This window comes from Diaphorobacter oryzae DSM 22780 (genome assembly GCF_059568935.1).
Genome location: NZ_JCANUL010000001.1, coordinates 232,107 through 249,708 on the forward strand (window position 1 = coordinate 232,107; position 17,602 = coordinate 249,708).

17 protein-coding genes are annotated in these 17,602 nt (G+C 67.1%); 5 read left to right on the forward strand and 12 right to left on the reverse strand.

Annotated features, from left to right (window positions below):
- Window positions 1-313: 313 nt before the first annotated feature.
- From alaS to BP68_RS01125, 3 genes are all read left to right on the forward strand, one after another.
- Window positions 314-2,938, forward strand: a complete 2,625-nt coding sequence (alaS, locus tag BP68_RS01115) for an alanine--tRNA ligase (protein WP_496368214.1) — start codon at window positions 314-316, stop codon at window positions 2,936-2,938.
- Window positions 2,939-3,198: 260 nt separating this feature from the next.
- Complete coding sequence (locus BP68_RS01120; RefSeq protein WP_496368216.1) at window positions 3,199-4,293, forward strand: ABC transporter substrate-binding protein; 1,095 nt, start codon at window positions 3,199-3,201, stop codon at window positions 4,291-4,293.
- Between the two features lie 6 nt (window positions 4,294-4,299).
- Window positions 4,300-5,565, forward strand: a complete 1,266-nt coding sequence (locus tag BP68_RS01125) for a GGDEF domain-containing protein (RefSeq protein ID WP_496368218.1) — start codon at window positions 4,300-4,302, stop codon at window positions 5,563-5,565.
- A 27-nt stretch (window positions 5,566-5,592) separates the two neighbouring features.
- On the opposite strand, the gene BP68_RS01130 is transcribed toward BP68_RS01125, so the two are convergent.
- The 5 genes from BP68_RS01130 to BP68_RS01150 form a co-directional block, all read right to left on the reverse strand.
- The gene (locus tag BP68_RS01130) at window positions 5,593-6,597 is read right to left on the reverse strand and encodes a GGDEF domain-containing protein (RefSeq protein ID WP_496368220.1); all 1,005 of its coding nucleotides are present in this window, start codon (window positions 6,595-6,597) and stop codon (window positions 5,593-5,595) included.
- Window positions 6,598-6,630: 33 nt separating this feature from the next.
- Entirely contained in the window at window positions 6,631-7,425 is a 795-nt protein-coding gene (trmB, locus tag BP68_RS01135) for a tRNA (guanosine(46)-N7)-methyltransferase TrmB (protein ID WP_496368222.1), read from the reverse strand.
- Window positions 7,395-8,393, reverse strand: a complete 999-nt coding sequence (gluQRS, locus tag BP68_RS01140; RefSeq protein WP_496368224.1) for a tRNA glutamyl-Q(34) synthetase GluQRS — start codon at window positions 8,391-8,393, stop codon at window positions 7,395-7,397. The genes trmB and gluQRS overlap by 31 nt, the downstream gene beginning before the upstream one ends.
- Before the next feature lie 28 nt (window positions 8,394-8,421).
- Complete coding sequence (locus BP68_RS01145; RefSeq protein WP_496368226.1) at window positions 8,422-9,525, reverse strand: NAD(P)/FAD-dependent oxidoreductase; 1,104 nt, start codon at window positions 9,523-9,525, stop codon at window positions 8,422-8,424.
- 85 nt (window positions 9,526-9,610) lie between these two features.
- Window positions 9,611-10,549, reverse strand: coding sequence for a LysR family transcriptional regulator (locus BP68_RS01150; protein WP_496368228.1), 939 nt, complete (start codon window positions 10,547-10,549; stop codon window positions 9,611-9,613).
- Between the two features lie 115 nt (window positions 10,550-10,664).
- On the opposite strand from BP68_RS01150, the gene BP68_RS01155 reads away from it, so the two are divergent.
- The gene (locus BP68_RS01155; RefSeq protein ID WP_496368230.1) at window positions 10,665-11,366 is read left to right on the forward strand and encodes a pirin family protein; all 702 of its coding nucleotides are present in this window, start codon (window positions 10,665-10,667) and stop codon (window positions 11,364-11,366) included.
- A 76-nt stretch (window positions 11,367-11,442) separates the two neighbouring features.
- Here BP68_RS01155 and BP68_RS01160 read toward each other — a convergent pair whose 3' ends face one another.
- From BP68_RS01160 to trpB, 5 genes are all read right to left on the reverse strand, one after another.
- Complete coding sequence (locus tag BP68_RS01160) at window positions 11,443-12,186, reverse strand: arginyltransferase (protein ID WP_496368232.1); 744 nt, start codon at window positions 12,184-12,186, stop codon at window positions 11,443-11,445.
- Window positions 12,183-12,935, reverse strand: coding sequence for a leucyl/phenylalanyl-tRNA--protein transferase (aat, locus tag BP68_RS01165; RefSeq protein WP_496368234.1), 753 nt, complete (start codon window positions 12,933-12,935; stop codon window positions 12,183-12,185). Before aat ends, BP68_RS01160 begins: the two co-directional genes overlap by 4 nt.
- Window positions 12,936-13,003: 68 nt before the next feature.
- The gene (locus BP68_RS01170; RefSeq protein ID WP_496368236.1) at window positions 13,004-13,432 is read right to left on the reverse strand and encodes a VOC family protein; all 429 of its coding nucleotides are present in this window, start codon (window positions 13,430-13,432) and stop codon (window positions 13,004-13,006) included.
- 173 nt (window positions 13,433-13,605) lie between these two features.
- Window positions 13,606-13,944, reverse strand: a complete 339-nt coding sequence (locus tag BP68_RS01175; protein WP_496368238.1) for a YggL family protein — start codon at window positions 13,942-13,944, stop codon at window positions 13,606-13,608.
- Between the two features lie 67 nt (window positions 13,945-14,011).
- Window positions 14,012-15,220, reverse strand: a complete 1,209-nt coding sequence (gene trpB, locus BP68_RS01180; RefSeq protein ID WP_496368240.1) for a tryptophan synthase subunit beta — start codon at window positions 15,218-15,220, stop codon at window positions 14,012-14,014.
- Between the two features lie 176 nt (window positions 15,221-15,396).
- Here trpB and BP68_RS01185 point away from each other — a divergent pair, with 176 nt between their 5' ends.
- Window positions 15,397-15,792 (forward strand): hypothetical protein, encoded by a 396-nt coding sequence (locus tag BP68_RS01185; RefSeq protein ID WP_496368242.1) that lies wholly within the window; start codon window positions 15,397-15,399, stop codon window positions 15,790-15,792.
- Between the two features lie 59 nt (window positions 15,793-15,851).
- On the opposite strand, the gene BP68_RS01190 is transcribed toward BP68_RS01185, so the two are convergent.
- Together BP68_RS01190 and BP68_RS01195 are read right to left on the reverse strand one after the other, a co-directional pair.
- On the reverse strand, window positions 15,852-16,043 hold the full coding sequence (locus BP68_RS01190; RefSeq protein WP_496368244.1) for a hypothetical protein: 192 nt from the start codon (window positions 16,041-16,043) through the stop codon (window positions 15,852-15,854).
- Window positions 16,044-16,813: 770 nt separating this feature from the next.
- Window positions 16,814-17,419 (reverse strand): hypothetical protein, encoded by a 606-nt coding sequence (locus BP68_RS01195; RefSeq protein WP_496368246.1) that lies wholly within the window; start codon window positions 17,417-17,419, stop codon window positions 16,814-16,816.
- Window positions 17,420-17,602: the final 183 nt, after the last annotated feature.

A 17,602-nucleotide genomic window follows, 5' to 3' on the forward strand; every position in this document is an offset into this window, starting at 1 on the left:
GGGGGCATGTGGCCCTTGGGAGACGGTTCTCTGCCGCTATCGTCCGACCAGTGGGGCGGGGTGCCAATACATGGTTTGGGGGAGGCGGCCGCAAGGCCAGAAGGTTAGTTGGGCTCCTTTTTTCCTGCAGGCGCTGACAGGATTGCTCAGGAGCTACGGCGCGTAAGCCTCGTGACCCTTGGTTGCTGCGTGCATGGATGGGAGCGGTCAGAGTGCAGGCCTCATGGTAGAGAGGGCGAAATCTATAATGGCGGGTTGGTCACGACGGGACGCCCCGCGCTGTTCGCTCCCGCCCACGAAACCCTACACCACCATGAGCACACCCAAATTCTCCGTTGCGGACATCCGCAAGACCTTCCTGGACTTCTTTGCCGCCAAGGGGCACACCGTGGTGGCGTCCAGCCCGCTGGTGCCGGGCAACGACCCGACGCTGATGTTCACCAACTCGGGCATGGTGCAGTTCAAGGACGTGTTCCTGGGCACCGACAAGCGTCCCTACAAGCGCGCGGCCTCGGTACAGACCTGCCTGCGCGCCGGCGGCAAGCACAACGACCTGGAGAACGTGGGCTACACCGCGCGCCACCACACGTTCTTTGAGATGCTGGGCAATTGGTCGTTTGGCGACTACTTCAAGCGCGAGTCGCTCAAATGGGCCTGGGAGCTGCTGACCGAGGTCTACAAGCTGCCCGCAGACCGTCTGCTGGCCACCGTGTATGCCGAAGATGACGAGGCCTACGACATCTGGACCAAGGAAATCGGCCTGCCGCCCGAGCGCGTGATCCGCATCGGCGACAACAAGGGCGGCCGCTACAAGAGCGACAACTTCTGGATGATGGCCGACACCGGCCCCTGCGGACCGTGCTCGGAGATCTTCTACGACCACGGCCCCGAGATCCCCGGCGGCCCTCCGGGAAGCCCCGACGAGGACGGCGACCGCTTCATCGAGATCTGGAACAACGTGTTCATGCAGTTCGACATGAAGGAGGACGGCTCCGTCACGCCGCTGCCCGCACCCTGCGTGGACACCGGCATGGGGCTGGAGCGCCTGGCCGCCATCCTGCAGCATGTGCACAGCAACTACGAGATAGACCTGTTCGATGCGCTCATCAAGGCGGCAGCCCGCGAGACAAACATTGCCGACCTAGCCACGCCCTCGCTCAAGGTGATCGCCGACCACATCCGCGCCACAGCCTTCCTGGTGGCTGACGGCGTGATTCCCTCCAACGAGGGCCGCGGCTACGTGCAGCGCCGCATCGTGCGCCGCGCCATCCGTCATGGCTACAAGCTGGGCTGCAAGACGCCGTTCTTCCACAAGCTGGTCAAGGACCTGGTGCTGCAGATGGGCGATGCCTATCCCAAGATCCGCGAGCAAGAGGCGCGCATCACCGATGTGCTCAAGGTCGAGGAAGAGCGCTTCTTCGAGACCCTGGCGCATGGCATGGACATCCTGGACACGGCCCTGGGCAACGGCGCGCAAGTGCTGCCGGGCGACGTGGCCTTCAAGCTGCACGACACCTACGGCTTCCCGCTGGATTTGACCAACGACGTGTGCCGCGAGCGCGGTGTGTCGGTGGACGAGGCCGGCTTTGCCGCCGCGATGGAAAAGCAGAAGTCCCAGGCCCGCGCCGCCGGCAAGTTCAAGATGGACCGTGCGCTGGAATACGCGGGCGAGGCCAACAGGTTCACCGGCTACGAGCATCTGGCGGAAACTGCAAAAATCATAGCACTCTACGTAGATGGGGTAAGCGCTGCAGCCCTGAATGCAGGTCAAAGTGGCGTGGTGGTGCTGGACAGCACCCCGTTCTATGCCGAAAGCGGCGGCCAGGTGGGCGACCAGGGCGTGGTCTCCGCCGGCTCGGCATGCTTTGTGGTCGCGGACACGCAAAAGATCAAGGCCGACGTGTTCGGCCACCACGGTGTTCTGGAGGCCGGCACGCTCAACGTGGGCGACACCGTGCAGGCCCAGGTGGACACGCAGCTGCGCGCCGCCACCATGCGCAACCATTCGGTGACTCACCTGATGCACAAGGCGCTGCGTGAGGTGCTGGGCGATCATGTGCAGCAAAAGGGCAGCCTGGTGAACGCCGAGCGCACGCGCTTCGACTTCGCGCACAACGCGCCGGTGACTGCCGTGCAGATCCGCGAGATCGAGCAGCGCGTGAATGCCGAGGTGCTGGCCAACACGGCCACCGACGCGCGCGTGATGGACATCGAATCGGCCCAGAAGACTGGCGCCATGATGCTGTTTGGCGAAAAGTACGGCGAGACCGTGCGCGTGCTGGACATTGGCACCAGCCGTGAGCTGTGCGGCGGCACGCACGTGCAGCGCACGGGCGACATCGGCCTGTTCAAGGTCGTGGCCGAGGGCGGCGTGGCCGCGGGTGTGCGCCGCATCGAGGCGGTGACGGGCGAGAACGCGCTGGCCTACCTGCAATCGCTCGAATCCACCGTGGACGAGGCAGCCGCCGTGCTGAAGGCGCCGGCCACCGAGCTGACCGCCCGCATCGGTGGCGCGCTGGAGCAGATCAAGGCGCTGGAGAAGGAACTGGCGCAGCTCAAGGGCAAGCTGGCCTCCAGCCAGGGCGACGAGCTGGTCAGCCAGGCCGTGGAGGTGAAGGGCATCAAGGTGCTGGCCGCCAAGCTGGACGGCGCCGACGCCAAGACCCTGCGCGAGACCATGGACAAGCTCAAGGACAAGCTCAAGACGGCCGCCATCGTGCTGGCCGCCGTCGATGGCGACAAGGTGCAACTGGCCGCCGGCGTGACGGCGGACAGCATCGCCAAGGTCAAGGCCGGCGAGCTGGTCAACTTCGTTGCCAGCCAGGTCGGCGGCAAGGGCGGCGGCAAGCCCGACATGGCCATGGCCGGCGGCACCGATGCGCGCGCCTTGCCGCAGGCACTGGCCTCGGTCGCTGCATGGGTGGGCGAGCGCGCGTGATGCGGCGCACGCCGGTCTGATGTGACAGCACCCGCTGGCCGGCGGGTGCCGCCCGGCGGTAACGGCGGGGGCGGACGGGCAAAACATCAACAATCTTCAACCCCGCGGGCATGGGCACTGCCGAAAGGTTCCGGCGCTCCAAAATGTTGAGCATGTGGGTCCTCGATCACCAGCCGTCTGCGGCCGTTGCCCCATGCCGCCTGCCGCGGCAGGCGCTGGCGAGCGGGGTGCGTATGGCCTGGGCCAGGGCCTGGCGCGGCATGTGGACAGCCCTGGGGATGCTGCTGCTGGGTTTCGGGGCAGGATCGCCGGCCCACGCTCTCTCGGTCACGTTCATCAACCCCGGCATGGTGGGGGAGGCGTACTGGCTCGCCGCCTCGCAGGCCATGGACAAGGCCGCGCGCAGCCTGGGCATGGAGCTGGAGGTGCTCCATGCGGGCCGCGACCCCGTGCGCGCTGTCGAACTGGCGCGCGGGCTGGCCGCGCGCCCGCCGGCGCAGCGCCCGGCCTATCTGGTCCTGACCAACGACTATGGCGCGGCACCCGACATGCTGAATGCGCTGGATGAGGCGGGCATCCTGGTCGTGATGGCGTTCAGCTCCGTGCATGGCGTGCAGCGCGAGCAGACGGGCGAGCCGCGTACGCGCCACCCCTTCTGGCTGGGCAGCCTGACGCCCGATATGGACGAGGCCGGATACCTCACGGCCCGCAGGCTCATTGCCAGGGCGCGCGCCGCGGACGCGGGCGTGGATGCCAAGGGCATGCTGCAGCTGCTGGTGATCTGCGGCGACCGGAGCACGCCCAGCTCGCTGGCCCGCCTTGAAGGCATGCAGCGGGCGGTGCGTGAAGACGGCCGGGTGACCCTGCTGCAAACCGTCTATGCGGACTGGGGCCGGGAGAAGGCGCGCGAACAGGCGCTGTGGCTGTTCAGGCGCTACCCGCAGGCATGGCTGGTGTGGTCGGCCAACGACCAGATCGCCTTTGGCGCCATGGACGCCGCAAGGGCGTTGGGCCATGAGCCGGGCAAGACGGCCTGGTTCAGCGGCATCAACACCTCTGCCGAGGCTTTCGCATCGCTGCGCCGCGGCGACATGGCGGCCCTGGCGGGCGGGCATTTCATGGTGGGTGCATGGGCGCTGGTGATGATCTACGACCACGCCCACGGCGCGGATTTTCTCGACGAGGGGCTGGAGATCACGCGGCCCATGGTCATCATGTTCGATCCGGATCTGGCGGACCGCTTCACCCGGCGCGTGGCCGATCCCTCCGCCGTGATCGACTTCCGTCGCTACAGCAAAGCGCTCAACCCCCGGTTGCGCCGCTACAGCTTCGACCTGCGGGCGCTGCTGCGCTGAAGCCCCATGTCTGCCGCACCGGCTCGCGTGCCGCGCCCATTTCGCTCCATCGTCACGCTGCTGATCCAGCGTGTGGTGCTGCTGGCCATTCTGGTCACCGTGGTCCTGGGAGGCGCGCTGGCCGCACTGGAGTACGAGAGCAGCCGCGCCAGCCGGGAACGCATGGTGCGGCTGCTGGCGCAAAGCAGCCTGCCCGTTCTGTCCACGGCCCTGTGGGATGTCGAGACCGAAACCGTGGAGCGCCAGCTCCAGCGGGTGGCCGACATTCCTGAAGTCGGCCATGTCCGCTTGAGGATGGCCACCGGGCCGGTGTTCTCGGCAGGGAGCCAGGGGGCAGAGGGCATGCGGGTGGTGCCCGTCCTGGCGCTGCACGTACCCGCGCCCGTCAAGGGGCGCAACGACCTGGGGGTGCTGGAGATCTGGCTTGACGAGGGGCACATTCGCCGGCACACGCTGGGGCGCGTGCTGGCCATCCTGGGCAGCTTCGTGCTGTTCACGGCCTGTATCTGCATCATGGTGGCGTGGGTGTTGCGGCGCGAGCTGTTGCGCCCCCTGCGCCGCATCGCCCGGTTCGTGGAGAACCTGCAGCCGGGGCAGATGGGCGAGCCGCTGGAGTTGCAGCGCACCCGGCTGCGCCGCATGGACGAGATCGACCTGGTGGCCCAGGGCTTCAAGCACATGCAGCAGGACATTCGCCAGCACATCGACCTGCTGGACCGGCGCGTGGCGCAGCGCACGCAGGAACTGCAGCGCACGATGGAGAAGGTCATGCGCCTGTCGCTCACCGATGCGCTCACGGGCTGTGCCAACCGGCGCTTCATCGATGAGCGCCTGCCCAGCGAGGTGCTGCGCTGCCGCCGCTACGGGCGGCCGCTGGGCGTGGTGTTCGTGGACATCGACCATTTCAAGAGCGTGAACGACGAACTGGGCCACGCCGCGGGCGACGCCGTGCTGCGCACCCTGGCGCAAATCTATGCGGGCGAACTGCGTGCCGGCATCGACTGGATCGCGCGCTATGGTGGCGAGGAGTTCGTGATCCTGCTGCCCGAAAGCACGGCCAGCGAGGCCGACGCCTTTGCCCGCCGGCTGCTGCTGATCACCCGCGCGCTGGAAATTCCGTTCGAGGGGCGCCAGATCCGCGTGTCCGCCAGCTTCGGCGTGGCCGGGTACCGCTCGCCGGAGACCGTCGAGCAACTGCTGGCCCGGGTGGATGCCTTGCTCTACAAGGCCAAGGAAGACGGGCGCGACTGCGTGCGCAGCGACCTGGCCTGAGACGGCCCCACCCAGGAAGGGGAAGGGCTAGAACAGCTCCACTTCGTCGTGGGAGAACTTGGTCTGCAGCGCGCCGCTGCGCACCAGGTCGTCGTAGAAGCACACCTGGTTGCGCCCGTGTTCCTTGGCGTGGTAGAGCGCCTGGTCGGCGCGGCCCAGGATTTCCACGGGTGAGCCGAACTGCGTGGCGGCAAAGCCGATGCTCACCGTGATGTGGCCGATCTGCGGGAAGGCATGCGCCTGGATGGCGGCGCGCAGGTGCTCCAGCGCCTGCCGGGCCTGAGCCAGGGTGACCGAGCGCAGCAGCACCACGAACTCCTCACCGCCAAAGCGGAAGATGCGGTCCCGGCTCGGGAACAGCGTGCGCAGGCGGTTGGCCACCAGGATCAGCACCTCGTCGCCGTACAGGTGGCCGAAGCGGTCGTTGACCAGCTTGAAGTGGTCGATGTCGATCACGGCCAGCCACTGGCGCGGAAGGTCGGCGTCCTCTTGCGCGGCGACGTCGCCGCCGGCCTGGCGCGCGAACTGTTCCTCGAAGGTCTTGCGGTTGAGCAGGCCGGTGAGCGCATCGCGCTCGCTGTAGTCCAGCAGGCTCTGGTAGTTCTGGTAGACCAGGAACACGCCCATGATCACGTCGCGCTGGTGGCGCGTGAAGGCGCGCGACTGCGTGATCTCCAGGCAGGCGGTGGCGCGGCCCGCCAGCCACACGGGCAGCCACAGGGTGTGGCGGCCGGGTGCGGAGCGCTCGGCGCTTTCCCCGCCGGCCTCGATGCACCGCGCCAGCTCGGGCTCCTGCAGCAGCGGCGTGCGCCGCGTGTCGCAGGCCGCGTCGTGTTCGCTGGAGACGATCTTCTGGTCCTGGCTCCAGCAGCGCGGCCGCAGCATGAGGGCCTGGTCCTGGGTGAACAGCTCCAGCGCCCGCACCTGCACGATGTGGCCCAGTTTGAGCAGCGTGGACAGCACCGACACCTCCAGCCGCAGATGGTCCCGGTGCGCGGTCATTTCGGCCAGGTTCTGCAGGAGGGGCTTCATCGGTGGCGGCTCTCGGTGCGGTGGCTGGTGGGGCTAGCGGCGTGTGAACACCAGGTCCCACACGCCATGCCCAAGCCGCATGCCGCGGTTCTCGAACTTGGTCAGGGGCCGGTACTCGGGCTGGGGGGCGTAGCCCTCGGCGGTGTTGGCCAGCAGCGGCTCTGCGGACAGCACCTCGAGCATCTGCTCCGCATAGGGCTGCCAGTCGGTAGCGCAGTGGATGTAGCCCCCGGGCTTCAGCCGCGCGGCCAGCTTGGCCACGAGCGGCGGCTGGATCAGGCGGCGCTTGTTGTGCCGCTTCTTGTGCCAGGGGTCGGGAAAGAAGATGTGCACGCCATCCAGCGAACCCGGCGCCAGCATGTGCTCCAGCACCTCCACGGCGTCATGCTGCAGGATGCGGATGTTGGTGATGTCCTGCTCGCCGATGCGCTTGAGCAGCGCGCCCACGCCGGGCTCATGCACTTCGCAGCACAGGAAGTTGTCGCCGGGGCGCACGCGGGCGATGTGGGCCGTGGCTTCGCCCATGCCGAAGCCGATCTCCAGCACCAGCGGCGCGCTGCGGCCGAAGGCGGCCGGGGCGTCCAGCAGGGCGGGGCGATAGTCCAGCACATAGCGCGGGCCGAGTTCTTCCAGGGCCTTGGACTGGCCGGTGGTGGTGCGGCCTGCGCGGCGCACGTAGCTCTTGATGCCCTTGGGGTGAGCGACGTTGGCCGGTGCGCCGCCGGTGGTGTGGGCGGCGGCCGGGATGGCGGGGGAGGCCTCTGGGGCCTGGGGGTCTTGCGGGAGGGGCGTTTGAATCACGGTGCTGGATTGTAGATTCGCGGCCATGCCCTGGCCCACAGTGCGAGTGCTTCGGCCACCTGGGCGGCGCCGTCACCGTCACCTGCTGGTGGCGGCGGCAGGCCCAGCACCTGCGCCGCGGCGGCCAGCGCCTGCAGCGGGCGGCTGTCGTCGATGGGTGGGGCGCCGTGCTGCTTGGACAGCTTCTCGCCGTCCGCGGCACGCACCAGCGGCGTGTGCAGGTAGCGCGGCGTGGGTACGCCCAGCGCCGACTGCAGCAGGATCTGGCGCGGCGTGTTGTCCGCCAGGTCCTCACCGCGCACGATGTGGGTCACGCCCTGGTCGGCATCGTCCACCACCACGGCCAGCTGGTAGGCCCACAGGCCGTCGGCGCGCAGCAGCACGAAGTCGCCCACCTGGCGCGCCACGTCCTGGAACTGCGGGCCCAGGCGCCTGTCCGTCCAGTGGATACCGGTGTTTGCTATTGAATGTGTAGCGTATTGCGCTTTACTGGTAAGCGCTAGGGGTTGTTTTGATTGAAATAGTGCGGCATGGAAGCGCCAGGCACGCGGTGCGCGGCCTTGTAAACCCTGGCGGCAGGTGCCGGGGTAGGGGCGCTCCACATGGCGCTCATGCGGCAGGCCCTGGGCGGACAGGGCCGCCTCGATGTCGCGCCGGGTACAGGCGCAGGGGTAGGCCAGGCCCTGCGCCACCAGGCCGTCCAGGGCCTGGCGGTAGCGCGCGTCGCGGGTGGACTGGTACAGCGGTGGCGCATCGGGCCGCAGGCCGCAGGCGGCCAGCTGGGCCAGGATGCGCTCGGCCGCGCCGTCCACGCAGCGCGGCAGGTCCACGTCCTCGATGCGCACCAGCCAGTGCCCGCCGCGCCCGCCGTGGGCCGCGCGCGCATCCAGCCAGCTGGCCAGGGCCGCAACGAGCGAGCCCGCATGCAGCGGGCCCGTGGGTGAGGGAGCAAAGCGGCCGACGTAGGGGCCGCCATGGTGCGGGGCACCGCTCATGCGCGTGCCCCGCGTGCGGACCCGGGCCTCATGCGGCGGTCAGGGCCAGCTCCAGGCCGGAGACGAAGGCGTCCTCCAGCCGGTGGCCCAGGCACCAGTCGCCGCAGGCGCCCAGGCCCGTGGCCGCGTCCCACAGAAAACTCTGGCCCAGGGGCTGCTGCGTCTGGGCGTATTGCCAGCGGCGCACCTCGGTGTGGGTGGGCGTGGCGCGTATGCCGGTGACCTCGGCGAAGGCCTTGGTCAGCTTGGCCTGCACGCGGGCGGCATCGTCCTGCAGGTGCTCGCGCGACCAGGCGGGGCTGGCCTGCACCGTCCAGCGTTCGATCTGGGTGCGGCCGGGCTTGGACGATTCGCGCGCCAGCCAGGCGATGCGGTGGTGCGTACTGCGCGCGGCGTTCCACTGGGGGCCCAGCGTCGTCAGCCCTGGGCGCACGGCCTGGGCGAAGGCCAGCATCAGCGTCCAGCAGGGGGCGATGTCCACACCTTCCAGCGCCTGCTCCCAGGACGCGGCCACGCCGGACTGGCGCAGCAGCGCCAGCGCCAGCGGTGCCGGCTGGGCCAGCACCACGCCGTCAAAGCCCGCATGCACGCGGGTGCCGCCGTCCAGCGACTCGGTGCGCAGCTGCCAGGCCGTGGGGCGCATGGCGTCGCGCTCGATGTGCGTGACGGCCGTGCGCGCATGCAGCCGGCCCTCCTGCGCCAGCGGCGCGGCCCAGGCGTTCACCAGGGCGTCCATGGTGGGGGCGGCCACCCAGTGCGCCTCGCTGGGCGGGGGCGCTGCGGTGGCCACGCGGCCCGCCGCGTCCAGCACGCGGATGGTGGTGGCGCTCCAGGCGCGGCACAGGCCGGGCACGGTGTCCAGTGCGCGCTGAAAGCGCTCGTCGCGCACGGTGAAATACTGCGCGCCCGCATCGAAGCTGCCGCAGGGCGATTCCAGCGCGCTGGTGCGCCCGCCCGGGTGAGGGGCCTTCTCGAACACGGTGACAGCATGGCCCGCCTGGGCCAGCGTGCGCGCGCAGGCCACGCCGGCCATGCCCGCGCCGACCACGGCAAAACGGCGCGCAGGGCCACCGGGGCCGGGCAGGCTGCCGTCGCGCAGCCGGTTGCTTGAACGGGGGAGGGGTCGTGTCATGGCAGGCCTTCGCAGAATGAGGATGCCCGCGCGCATGCGGCGCGGCACAGCAAATACTCTACACGCGCTGCGGCGTCGGTAGCGATCAGAAGTGGTGGTGGTTTTCCAGCAAGGCGCGGCGCGTGGCGTCGCTTTGCAGCTGGGCCAGCCACCATTGCAGCGCGCGGCCCGGCGCGGCGCGGCCGGGGCCGCCCCACTGGTAGCTCAGCCGCACGGTGCGCGCGGGGCGTGCCACCTCGCGCACCACCAGGTGTCCTGCTTCGACGTAGGGGCGCACCATGGGTTCGGGCAGGAAGCCGCCGCCCAGGCCGCGCAGCTGGGCGTGGACCTTGGCGCGCATGTTGTCCACGGTGAACACGTCCTGCCCGGCCAGGATGCCCATGGTCACGTTGCTGTGCCGCGCGGAATCGGCCACGGCGATCAGGCGGTGCTCGCGCAGCGTGGTGTCGGCGATGGGCTCGCTCTCGCGCGCCAGCGGGTGGTGCGGCGCCACGACGAAGACGAAGCGCATCTCGCCCAGCGGCGCGGATTGCAGGCCCGCCACATGGGTGGCGCCCACGGTCACGCCGATGGCCAGGTCCGCATGGCCCGAGGTCAGGGCCTCGGCCGTGCCGCTCAGGATGCCGTCGCTCCACTTGAGCCGCGTCGGCGGCGCCAGGGCGTAGAACGCCTCCACCAGTTCCAGCATGGTGGTGGGGGAGATCACGCCGTCCACCGACAGGGTGAGCTGCGGCTCCCACCCCGTGGCCACGCGGCGCACGCGGTTGGCGATGGCGTCCACGTCCTCCAGCAGGCGCCTGGCCTCGCGCAGCAGTTCCTTGCCGGCGTCGGTGGGGCGGGCCTGGCGCGCGCTGCGGTCGAACAGCAGCACGTCCAGCGCATCCTCGATCTGGCGCACGCGGTAGGTGAGCGCGCTGGGCACCAGGCCCAGCTGCCGCGCGGCGGCGGCGAAGCTGCCTGTGTCGGCAATGCTCTGCAGCATGGTGAGGTTCTCGGGGGTCAGGGCATCGCGGGTGTTTTGCATGATCGGGCGGTGATCAGTTCAATTGGTTTGAATGATGCCTTCAAGCGGGCAGGCACCGCAACCGGCCCGCGCGGCCTACAGTGAAGCCCATGCACCGCCATTTCAGGAGACTTCCATGCTGACCCTTCGCAAATCGCAAGACCGCGGCCATGCCGACCATGGCTGGCTCAACTCCTACCACAGCTTCTCGTTCGCGGGCTACTACGACCCGCGCCACATGGGCTGGGGCAATCTGCGCGTCATCAACGAGGACCGCATCGCCCCCGGCACGGGCTTTGGCACCCATGGGCACCGCGACATGGAGATCATCAGCTACGTGCTTTCGGGCGAGCTGGCGCACAAGGACAGCATGGGCAATGTCCAGGGCATTCCGCCGGGCGACGTGCAGCGCATGAGCGCCGGCTCGGGCGTGATGCACAGCGAGTTCAACCACGCGCAGGGCCAGACCACGCATTTCCTGCAGATCTGGATCGAGCCCAACGTGCAAGGCATCGCGCCCAGCTACGAGCAGCTGTCCGTGCCCGAGGCCGACAAGCGCGGCGCGCTGCGGCGGGTGGCGTCGCCCACGGGCGGGCTGGGCGCCGTGCGCATCCATGCCGATGCGTCGCTGTACGCCGGCCTGTTCGACGGCGCCGAGTCGGCCGCGCTGGACATCGCGCCCGGGCGCAAGGCCTATGTGCACCTGGTGCGCGGCGCGCTGGAGGTCAACGGCACGGCGCTGCAGGCGGGCGATGCGGCCCAGTTGGAGGGCGAACCGCGTATCACGCTGGCCAACGGCCGCGATGCCGAGGTGCTGGTGTTCGACCTGGCGCCGTGAGCTCTTGCGCTATGCTCCTGAAATAAGAGCATTTCACGCTTTTTAGATGGACCTTTGAGGCTGATTTGGCTTGAAATCAGCCGCCCGCGGGCTGCTGCCACTGCCCGTTGATGCACAGCTCGTGCGGCAGAAAGCGGGCCTTGTAGTTCATCTTCGGGCTCTGCGCGATCCAGTAGCCCAGGTAGACATGGGGCAGGCCCAGCGCGCGGGCCTGCTGCACCTGCCACAGCACGTTGTAGGTGCCGTAGCTCGCGGCCGGGTCGGGGTCGTAGAAGGTGTAGACGGCGGACAGGCCGTCCTCCAGCACATCGAGGATGGAGACCATACGGAGCGCGCCGGGCTGGCCGTCCGCCGTGGTTTCGCGGAACTCCACCAGCCGCGAATTGACCCGGCTTTGCAGCAAAAACTGGGTGTACTGGTCGATGCTGTCGTGGTCCATGCCGCCGCCCGCGTGGCGCTCGGTCTGGTAGCGCAGGTAGAGCTGGTAATGCTCGGGCAGGTAGCACAGGCGCAGCACGCGCGCCTGCAGGTCGGCGTGGCGCTTCCAGGCGCGGCGCTGGCTGCGGTCGGGGCGGAAGGCATCGGCCAGCACGCGCAGCGGCGTGCAGGCCTGGCAGCCGTCGCAGTACGGCCGGTAGGTGAACATGCCGCTGCGCCGAAAGCCACGGGCCACCAGGTCGGAATACACCGCGTTCTGGATCAGGTGGCTGGGCGTGGCCACCTGCGAGCGGGCCTGCCGCCCCGCCAGGTAGCTGCACGGGTAGGGCGCCGTAGCGTAGAACTGCAGGCTCTGCAGCGGAAGATCGTTGAGCTGGGTCACGCCGCTGGGGTGGAATGCAAAAGTTCGTCCCAGTATACGGATTCAAACCGCCAGCTGCAGGCGGGCTGCCCGCGTGCGTGGGCCACGTGGCGCAGGAACTGCGCGCGCTCGATCTCGCGCGCGCCCAGCGAGGCCAGGTGCCGGGTGTTTTGCTGGCAGTCGATCAGGCGCACCCCGGCGTGCCGGCACAGGCAGACCAGCGCCGCCAGCGCGATCTTGGAGGCGTCCGTGGCGTGGGCGAACATCGACTCGCCGAACACCGCCCGGCCCAGCGCGATGCAGTACAGGCCGCCCACCAGCCGGCCGTTCACCCAGGTCTCCACGCTGTGGGCGATGCCGGCGGCGTGCAGCGCCTCGTAGGCTTCCACCATCGGCGGCACGATCCAGGTGCCCGACTGGCCGGCGCGCGGCGTCTGGGAGCAGGCGTGGATCACGGCGGAGAAATCGTTGTCGATGCGCACCTCGCAGCCCGGCGTGGCACGAAAGCGCTGCAGCGTGCGGCGCAGCGAGCGGTGCAGGCGGAACTCGTCCACGGGCAGCACCATACGCGGGTCGGGGCTCCACCACAGGATGGGCTGGCCGGCGCTGAACCACGGAAAGATGCCGTGGGCATAGGCCTGCGCCAGGCGCGGCACGTCCAGCGTGCCGCCGGCGGCCAGCAGGCCCGGGGCGGGCGATTCGGGGCCCCAGCTCTCGAAGGCCGGCGGAAAGGGATCTTCTGGCCCCAGCCAGGGCAGCGGTGTGGTCATGCAGGCAAATGGACTCGCGCGTCAGCCGCGATTGTCACCCGCCTGCCGCATGCCACCGGCCGCCGCCATCAGAACGTGACGACCACCGAGGGCGCGCTGCGCTGCGCCTCGCCGTGGAACACGGCCTCGATGTTGTTGCCATCCGGGTCGAGCACGAAGGCGCCGTAGTAGCCCGGGTGGTAGGGGCGCTCGCCCGGCGCGCCATTGTCGCGCCCGCCATGGGCCAGCGCCGCGCGGTGGAAGGCGTCGACCATGGCGCGGTCCTGCGCCTGGAAGGCCAGGTGGTGCCGCCCCGTGAGCTGTCCCGTGGCGGCGGGGCTGTCGGCCGTGGAGACGAAGAGTTCATCGGCCCAGAAATAGCTGTCGGCTTGGCCGCCCAGCGGAATCTGCAGCACGTCCAGCACCGCCTGGTAGAACCGCAGGCTGGCGGGCAGGTCGCGCACCACCAGCTGAATGTGGTCGATCAGGCGGCCGCGGTGCAATTGCTGTGTTTCCATCGTTGCGCTCCTTGTGCGTCGGTGAGCGGGCCATTCTAGGCAGGCGCCGCCTCCGCACAACGAACAGCCGCCGGGGCCTGGCGGCCAAGGCGGCTGTTGTATGCTATTAAATATATAGCTATTCGCGCTTGCTACGCATGCGCTGTGGCCATAAAAGGCCTGAAGCCAGGGGCTCAGTCTTCCACGTACCAGGCGTCCTTCAGGTCGCTCACCGTGGCCTGGGCCACCTCGGGCTGGGCGGCCAGCCAGGCCTGCGTGGCCTGGCGGTCGTCCTCGGTGGCGGAGCCGCGCTCGAAGGCGGTGACGAAGCCTTCGCTCACCCAGCCGGCGGCGGCCAGGTTGCGGGGCACGAGCAGCTCCTGCACGAAGCGGTCCATCAGTGCCTCTTCCTGCTCGGGCGCCAGGGGGGCCTTCACCTCCAGCTCGTACTCGAAGCCGAATTCCTGGAATTCGCCCACGCGCATCTTCTTGCGGAGGCGGCGGCTGCGTTGCTTGTTGGGTGGCAATGCCATGGTCAGGTTCTTTCAGTCCAATGAATCAAGGCCCGGATGATGGCAGACCGCCGCCACCCGCGCCGCATCAAAGCCCCAGAACCTTGGCGACGTAGTCCGCGTCCTTGTCGCCGCGGCCCGACAGGTTCACCAGGATGTGCTGGTCCCGGGGCAGCGTGGGCGCCACGCGCATGGCCCAGGCCACGGCGTGGGCGCTCTCCAGCGCGGGGATGATGCCCTCCACGCGCGACAGCTGCATGAACGCATCCAGGCATTCCTTGTCGGTCACGCCCTCGTACTGCACGCGGCCCAGGTCCTTCAGGTAGCTGTGCTGCGGCCCCACGCCGGGGTAGTCCAGGCCCGAGGCGATGCTGTGCACGGCGGCGGGCACGCCTGGGGCGTCTTCCAGCACGTAGCACTTCATGCCGTGGATCTCGCCCGGCTTGCCCATGGTCAGCGTGGCCGCGTGGCGGCCGGGCTTGTCGGTGCCTTCGCCCGAGGGCTCCACGCCCACCAACTTCACGTCCGCGTCCTTCAGGAAGGCGGTGAACATGCCCATGGCGTTGCTGCCGCCGCCCACGCAGGCGGCCACGTAGTCGGGCAGGCGGCCGTGCCTGGCCTGGAACTGCTCGCGCGCCTCGCGGCCAATGATGGCCTGGAAGTCGCGCACCATCATCGGGAAGGGGTGCGGCCCCACCACCGAGCCGATGGCGTACAGGTAGTCGGTGGGGTTGGTCAGGTATTCCTCGAAGGCGCTGTCCACCGCCTCTTTGAGCGTGGCGGCGCCGCGCGTCACCGCCACCAGCTTGCAGCCCAGGATGCGCATCTTGGTGACGTTGGGGTGCTCTTTCTCGATGTCCACCTGGCCCATGTGGATCTCGCACGGAATGCCCACCAGCGCGCAGGCCGTGGCCAGCGCCACGCCGTGCTGGCCGGCGCCCGTCTCGGCGATCACCTTCTTCTTGCCCATGAACTTGGCCAGCAGCGCCTCGCCCAGGCAGTGGTTGATCTTGTGCGCGCCGGTGTGGTTCAGGTCCTCGCGCTTGAGGTGGATCTGCGCGCCGCCCAACTGGGCCGACAGTCGCTTGGCGTGAAAGATGGGGCTGGGGCGGCCCACGTAATCGGCGAACAGCTGGGCCAGTTCGTCCTGAAAGTCCTGGCGCTGCGTGATCTCGGCATAGGCGGTGTTGATGTCGTCCATGGCCTGCTTGAGGTGCGGCGGCACCAGCTGGCCGCCGTAGTGGCCAAAGAAACCGGCGGCATCGGGCATGGGGGCGAAGGTGGTGGAGGCGGTCATCGCAGTGCAGGAGGGTGGTTGAAAATCAGTGGGCTATCAATTTTGATAGCTGCTGGCGCTTGATGGATAAGCGCTAGGGGCTATTTTTATGCCAAAGCTTTGCGGCGCGCTTACGTGCCGCCGCGGGCGGTACGGCGCAATATATACGGGCCCGCCACGCCGCCGCACCAATGGCCATGCACCTGCAACCCTACCTGCGGGTGAACGGCATGCCGTTCACCGCCACGCGCGAAGACGTCATCCGCGCCCACGGCCCGCCGCGCAGCGCGGCGCGCAACGCCGTGGGCCTGACGGCGCTGGACTATGGCGAGGTGGTCTACCGCTTTCAGGACAGCGGCCGGCTGGAAGAGGTGACGGCCCGCGCCGAGGTGTTGCACCTGGGTACCGTGGCCGTGCCGTTTCGCGACCTGGCGGCATTCGTGCGGCAGAGCGACGGCGCGGCCTTCGAGTGCGCGGGCTTTCTCGTCAGCCCCCGGTACGGCTTGGCCTTCGTGCCGGGCCAGCCCTGCTGGGTGACGGCGCTGGCGCGGCATTGCCTGCCGCAGTGGGAGGCAATGGGCACTTCCGTTTGAGGCCATCTCGACAAGAAAGAATCCATGTGAATGGATGATTTTGTCGAATTGAAGGTTGTCTATGTCTCAGGTTGGATATTCTCTGTCGATATGCGAGCATCGACAGCTGCCGGCGCCTTCGGTGGTTCCTCAACCACTGAGGCGTCTTGCTCGGAGCCCTTGGCCAGCTTGCGCTGGTTCTTTTCTTCCTTTTTTTTCTTCTTTCCCAGCTCGCGTTGACGTTTCTCGAATGAATAGTTGACTTTGGCCACGCTCACCTCTTAAAAGTTGGAATAGGAACCCATGATACAGCACCGAGGTGGTTAGGGTTTTTGTGGTTCAGCTAAAGCAAGGGTATTCGTTATTAAGACAACGCAGTGGTTGCAGGGAATGGCTAAATATTAGCCTCTGAGCATTTCATTAAACCGGCCTGCCACTATAGACCGGCTTGAGTGCTGAATTTGGTTGTTAAGTAATCCAATTATTATTTGTTTGGTATTCGCTCATGAAATAATGCTGAACTATTTCTGATTTGTCAAAAACAACTACGAATTCTATTTTTGTCGCTGACAGAAGCGCCAAAGGAATTTACGACCGGGAAATGCGGTATTGCGTCAGCAGAGACATTGGTGAACTAGTGCGTTGCAACTTCAAGTCCGCCATCAGTAAATGACGTCTTAAGAGGGGAGTCAAATGCTGAGCGAATTTGCGCTTTGGTTGTTTGTCCCTCTGTGATCTTTCCTTGAGTGGATGCCTCTGTCTCATTCCTTCGCTGCTCATTTCCAGCGCTTGCGCAGCCAGTTGCGAGTGCTGCAGCAAAAGCCAAAGGAAAGATTTTGCGAGCTTCATAAAACTCCTTGCGAAGACAACTACCTGCCCTGAATGGCACGGAGGCTTCAGTCAATCCGCAAGGTGAATATGGTCCTGATGAAGTAACGCGAGGCAGACCCTGCAACGGGTAGCACTCCGGCCATGGAGGGAAGATGGCGTTGGGGGGGCGACGCAATCGACCGGGATGTGGCCGCCAGAGAAGGTTGTGGCTTTACGACTTGAACGCCGATGTCGGCATCAAGCTCTTCATGATGGACAGCATTCTCGATGCATTCTGCGTAGTGGGGGGCGGTGCACAGTTCACAGGGTAGTGGAACGAGTACTGAACGTCATCGCGGACACCCACCACTTCCAGGTTCCACATGCATTTCTTTTTGTTTTCTTGGCCGGATAAATAGGTCAGCACCGCAGGCAGGCCGTCAATGCCCATATTGATGGATGAGCCTGGCATGCAGGAGTATCCATTCATTCTTTTCATGAAAATCTTTGAATGGAATACTTTCCCAATTGCTGTGGTGTAAACAACGCCTGCACGACTGTCGTCGTCGATGGTGTATCTTGCGATGCTCTTCGGATTGGGGAATGCGTATTTTTCTGCGGTGCGCTCTATTCCGCTTTTGTCGCTGCGCTTGATTTTCTCAATATCAAAAATGAACCGATCTGGAATGACCTCGTGATTCCATGAGGTCTTGGCGGGCGCTTCGTATTTCCCGGATATTTCCATTCGGGTCAGCTTGGGGCAGTCTTCAGCCGCATGGGTGCCGAAAGAGAAAAAGGTGAAGGCAACGATATGAATGGAGGTCCTTGCGGTGTTCACTTCAATCCTTCTCGCGGATGGCGAAAAATGCGGTAATTGTTGGCCTGCCAGTTCTCACGCCGGTTGCGGGTGTATTTCACGGCGGGCCGTCATCGCAAGGGCTGCTGCTGCCTTGGGGGCGGGCGGCAAACCCTGCAATCCGGCCCGGCAACGCTGGGATGGACGAGCGGTTTTTCAGACCTC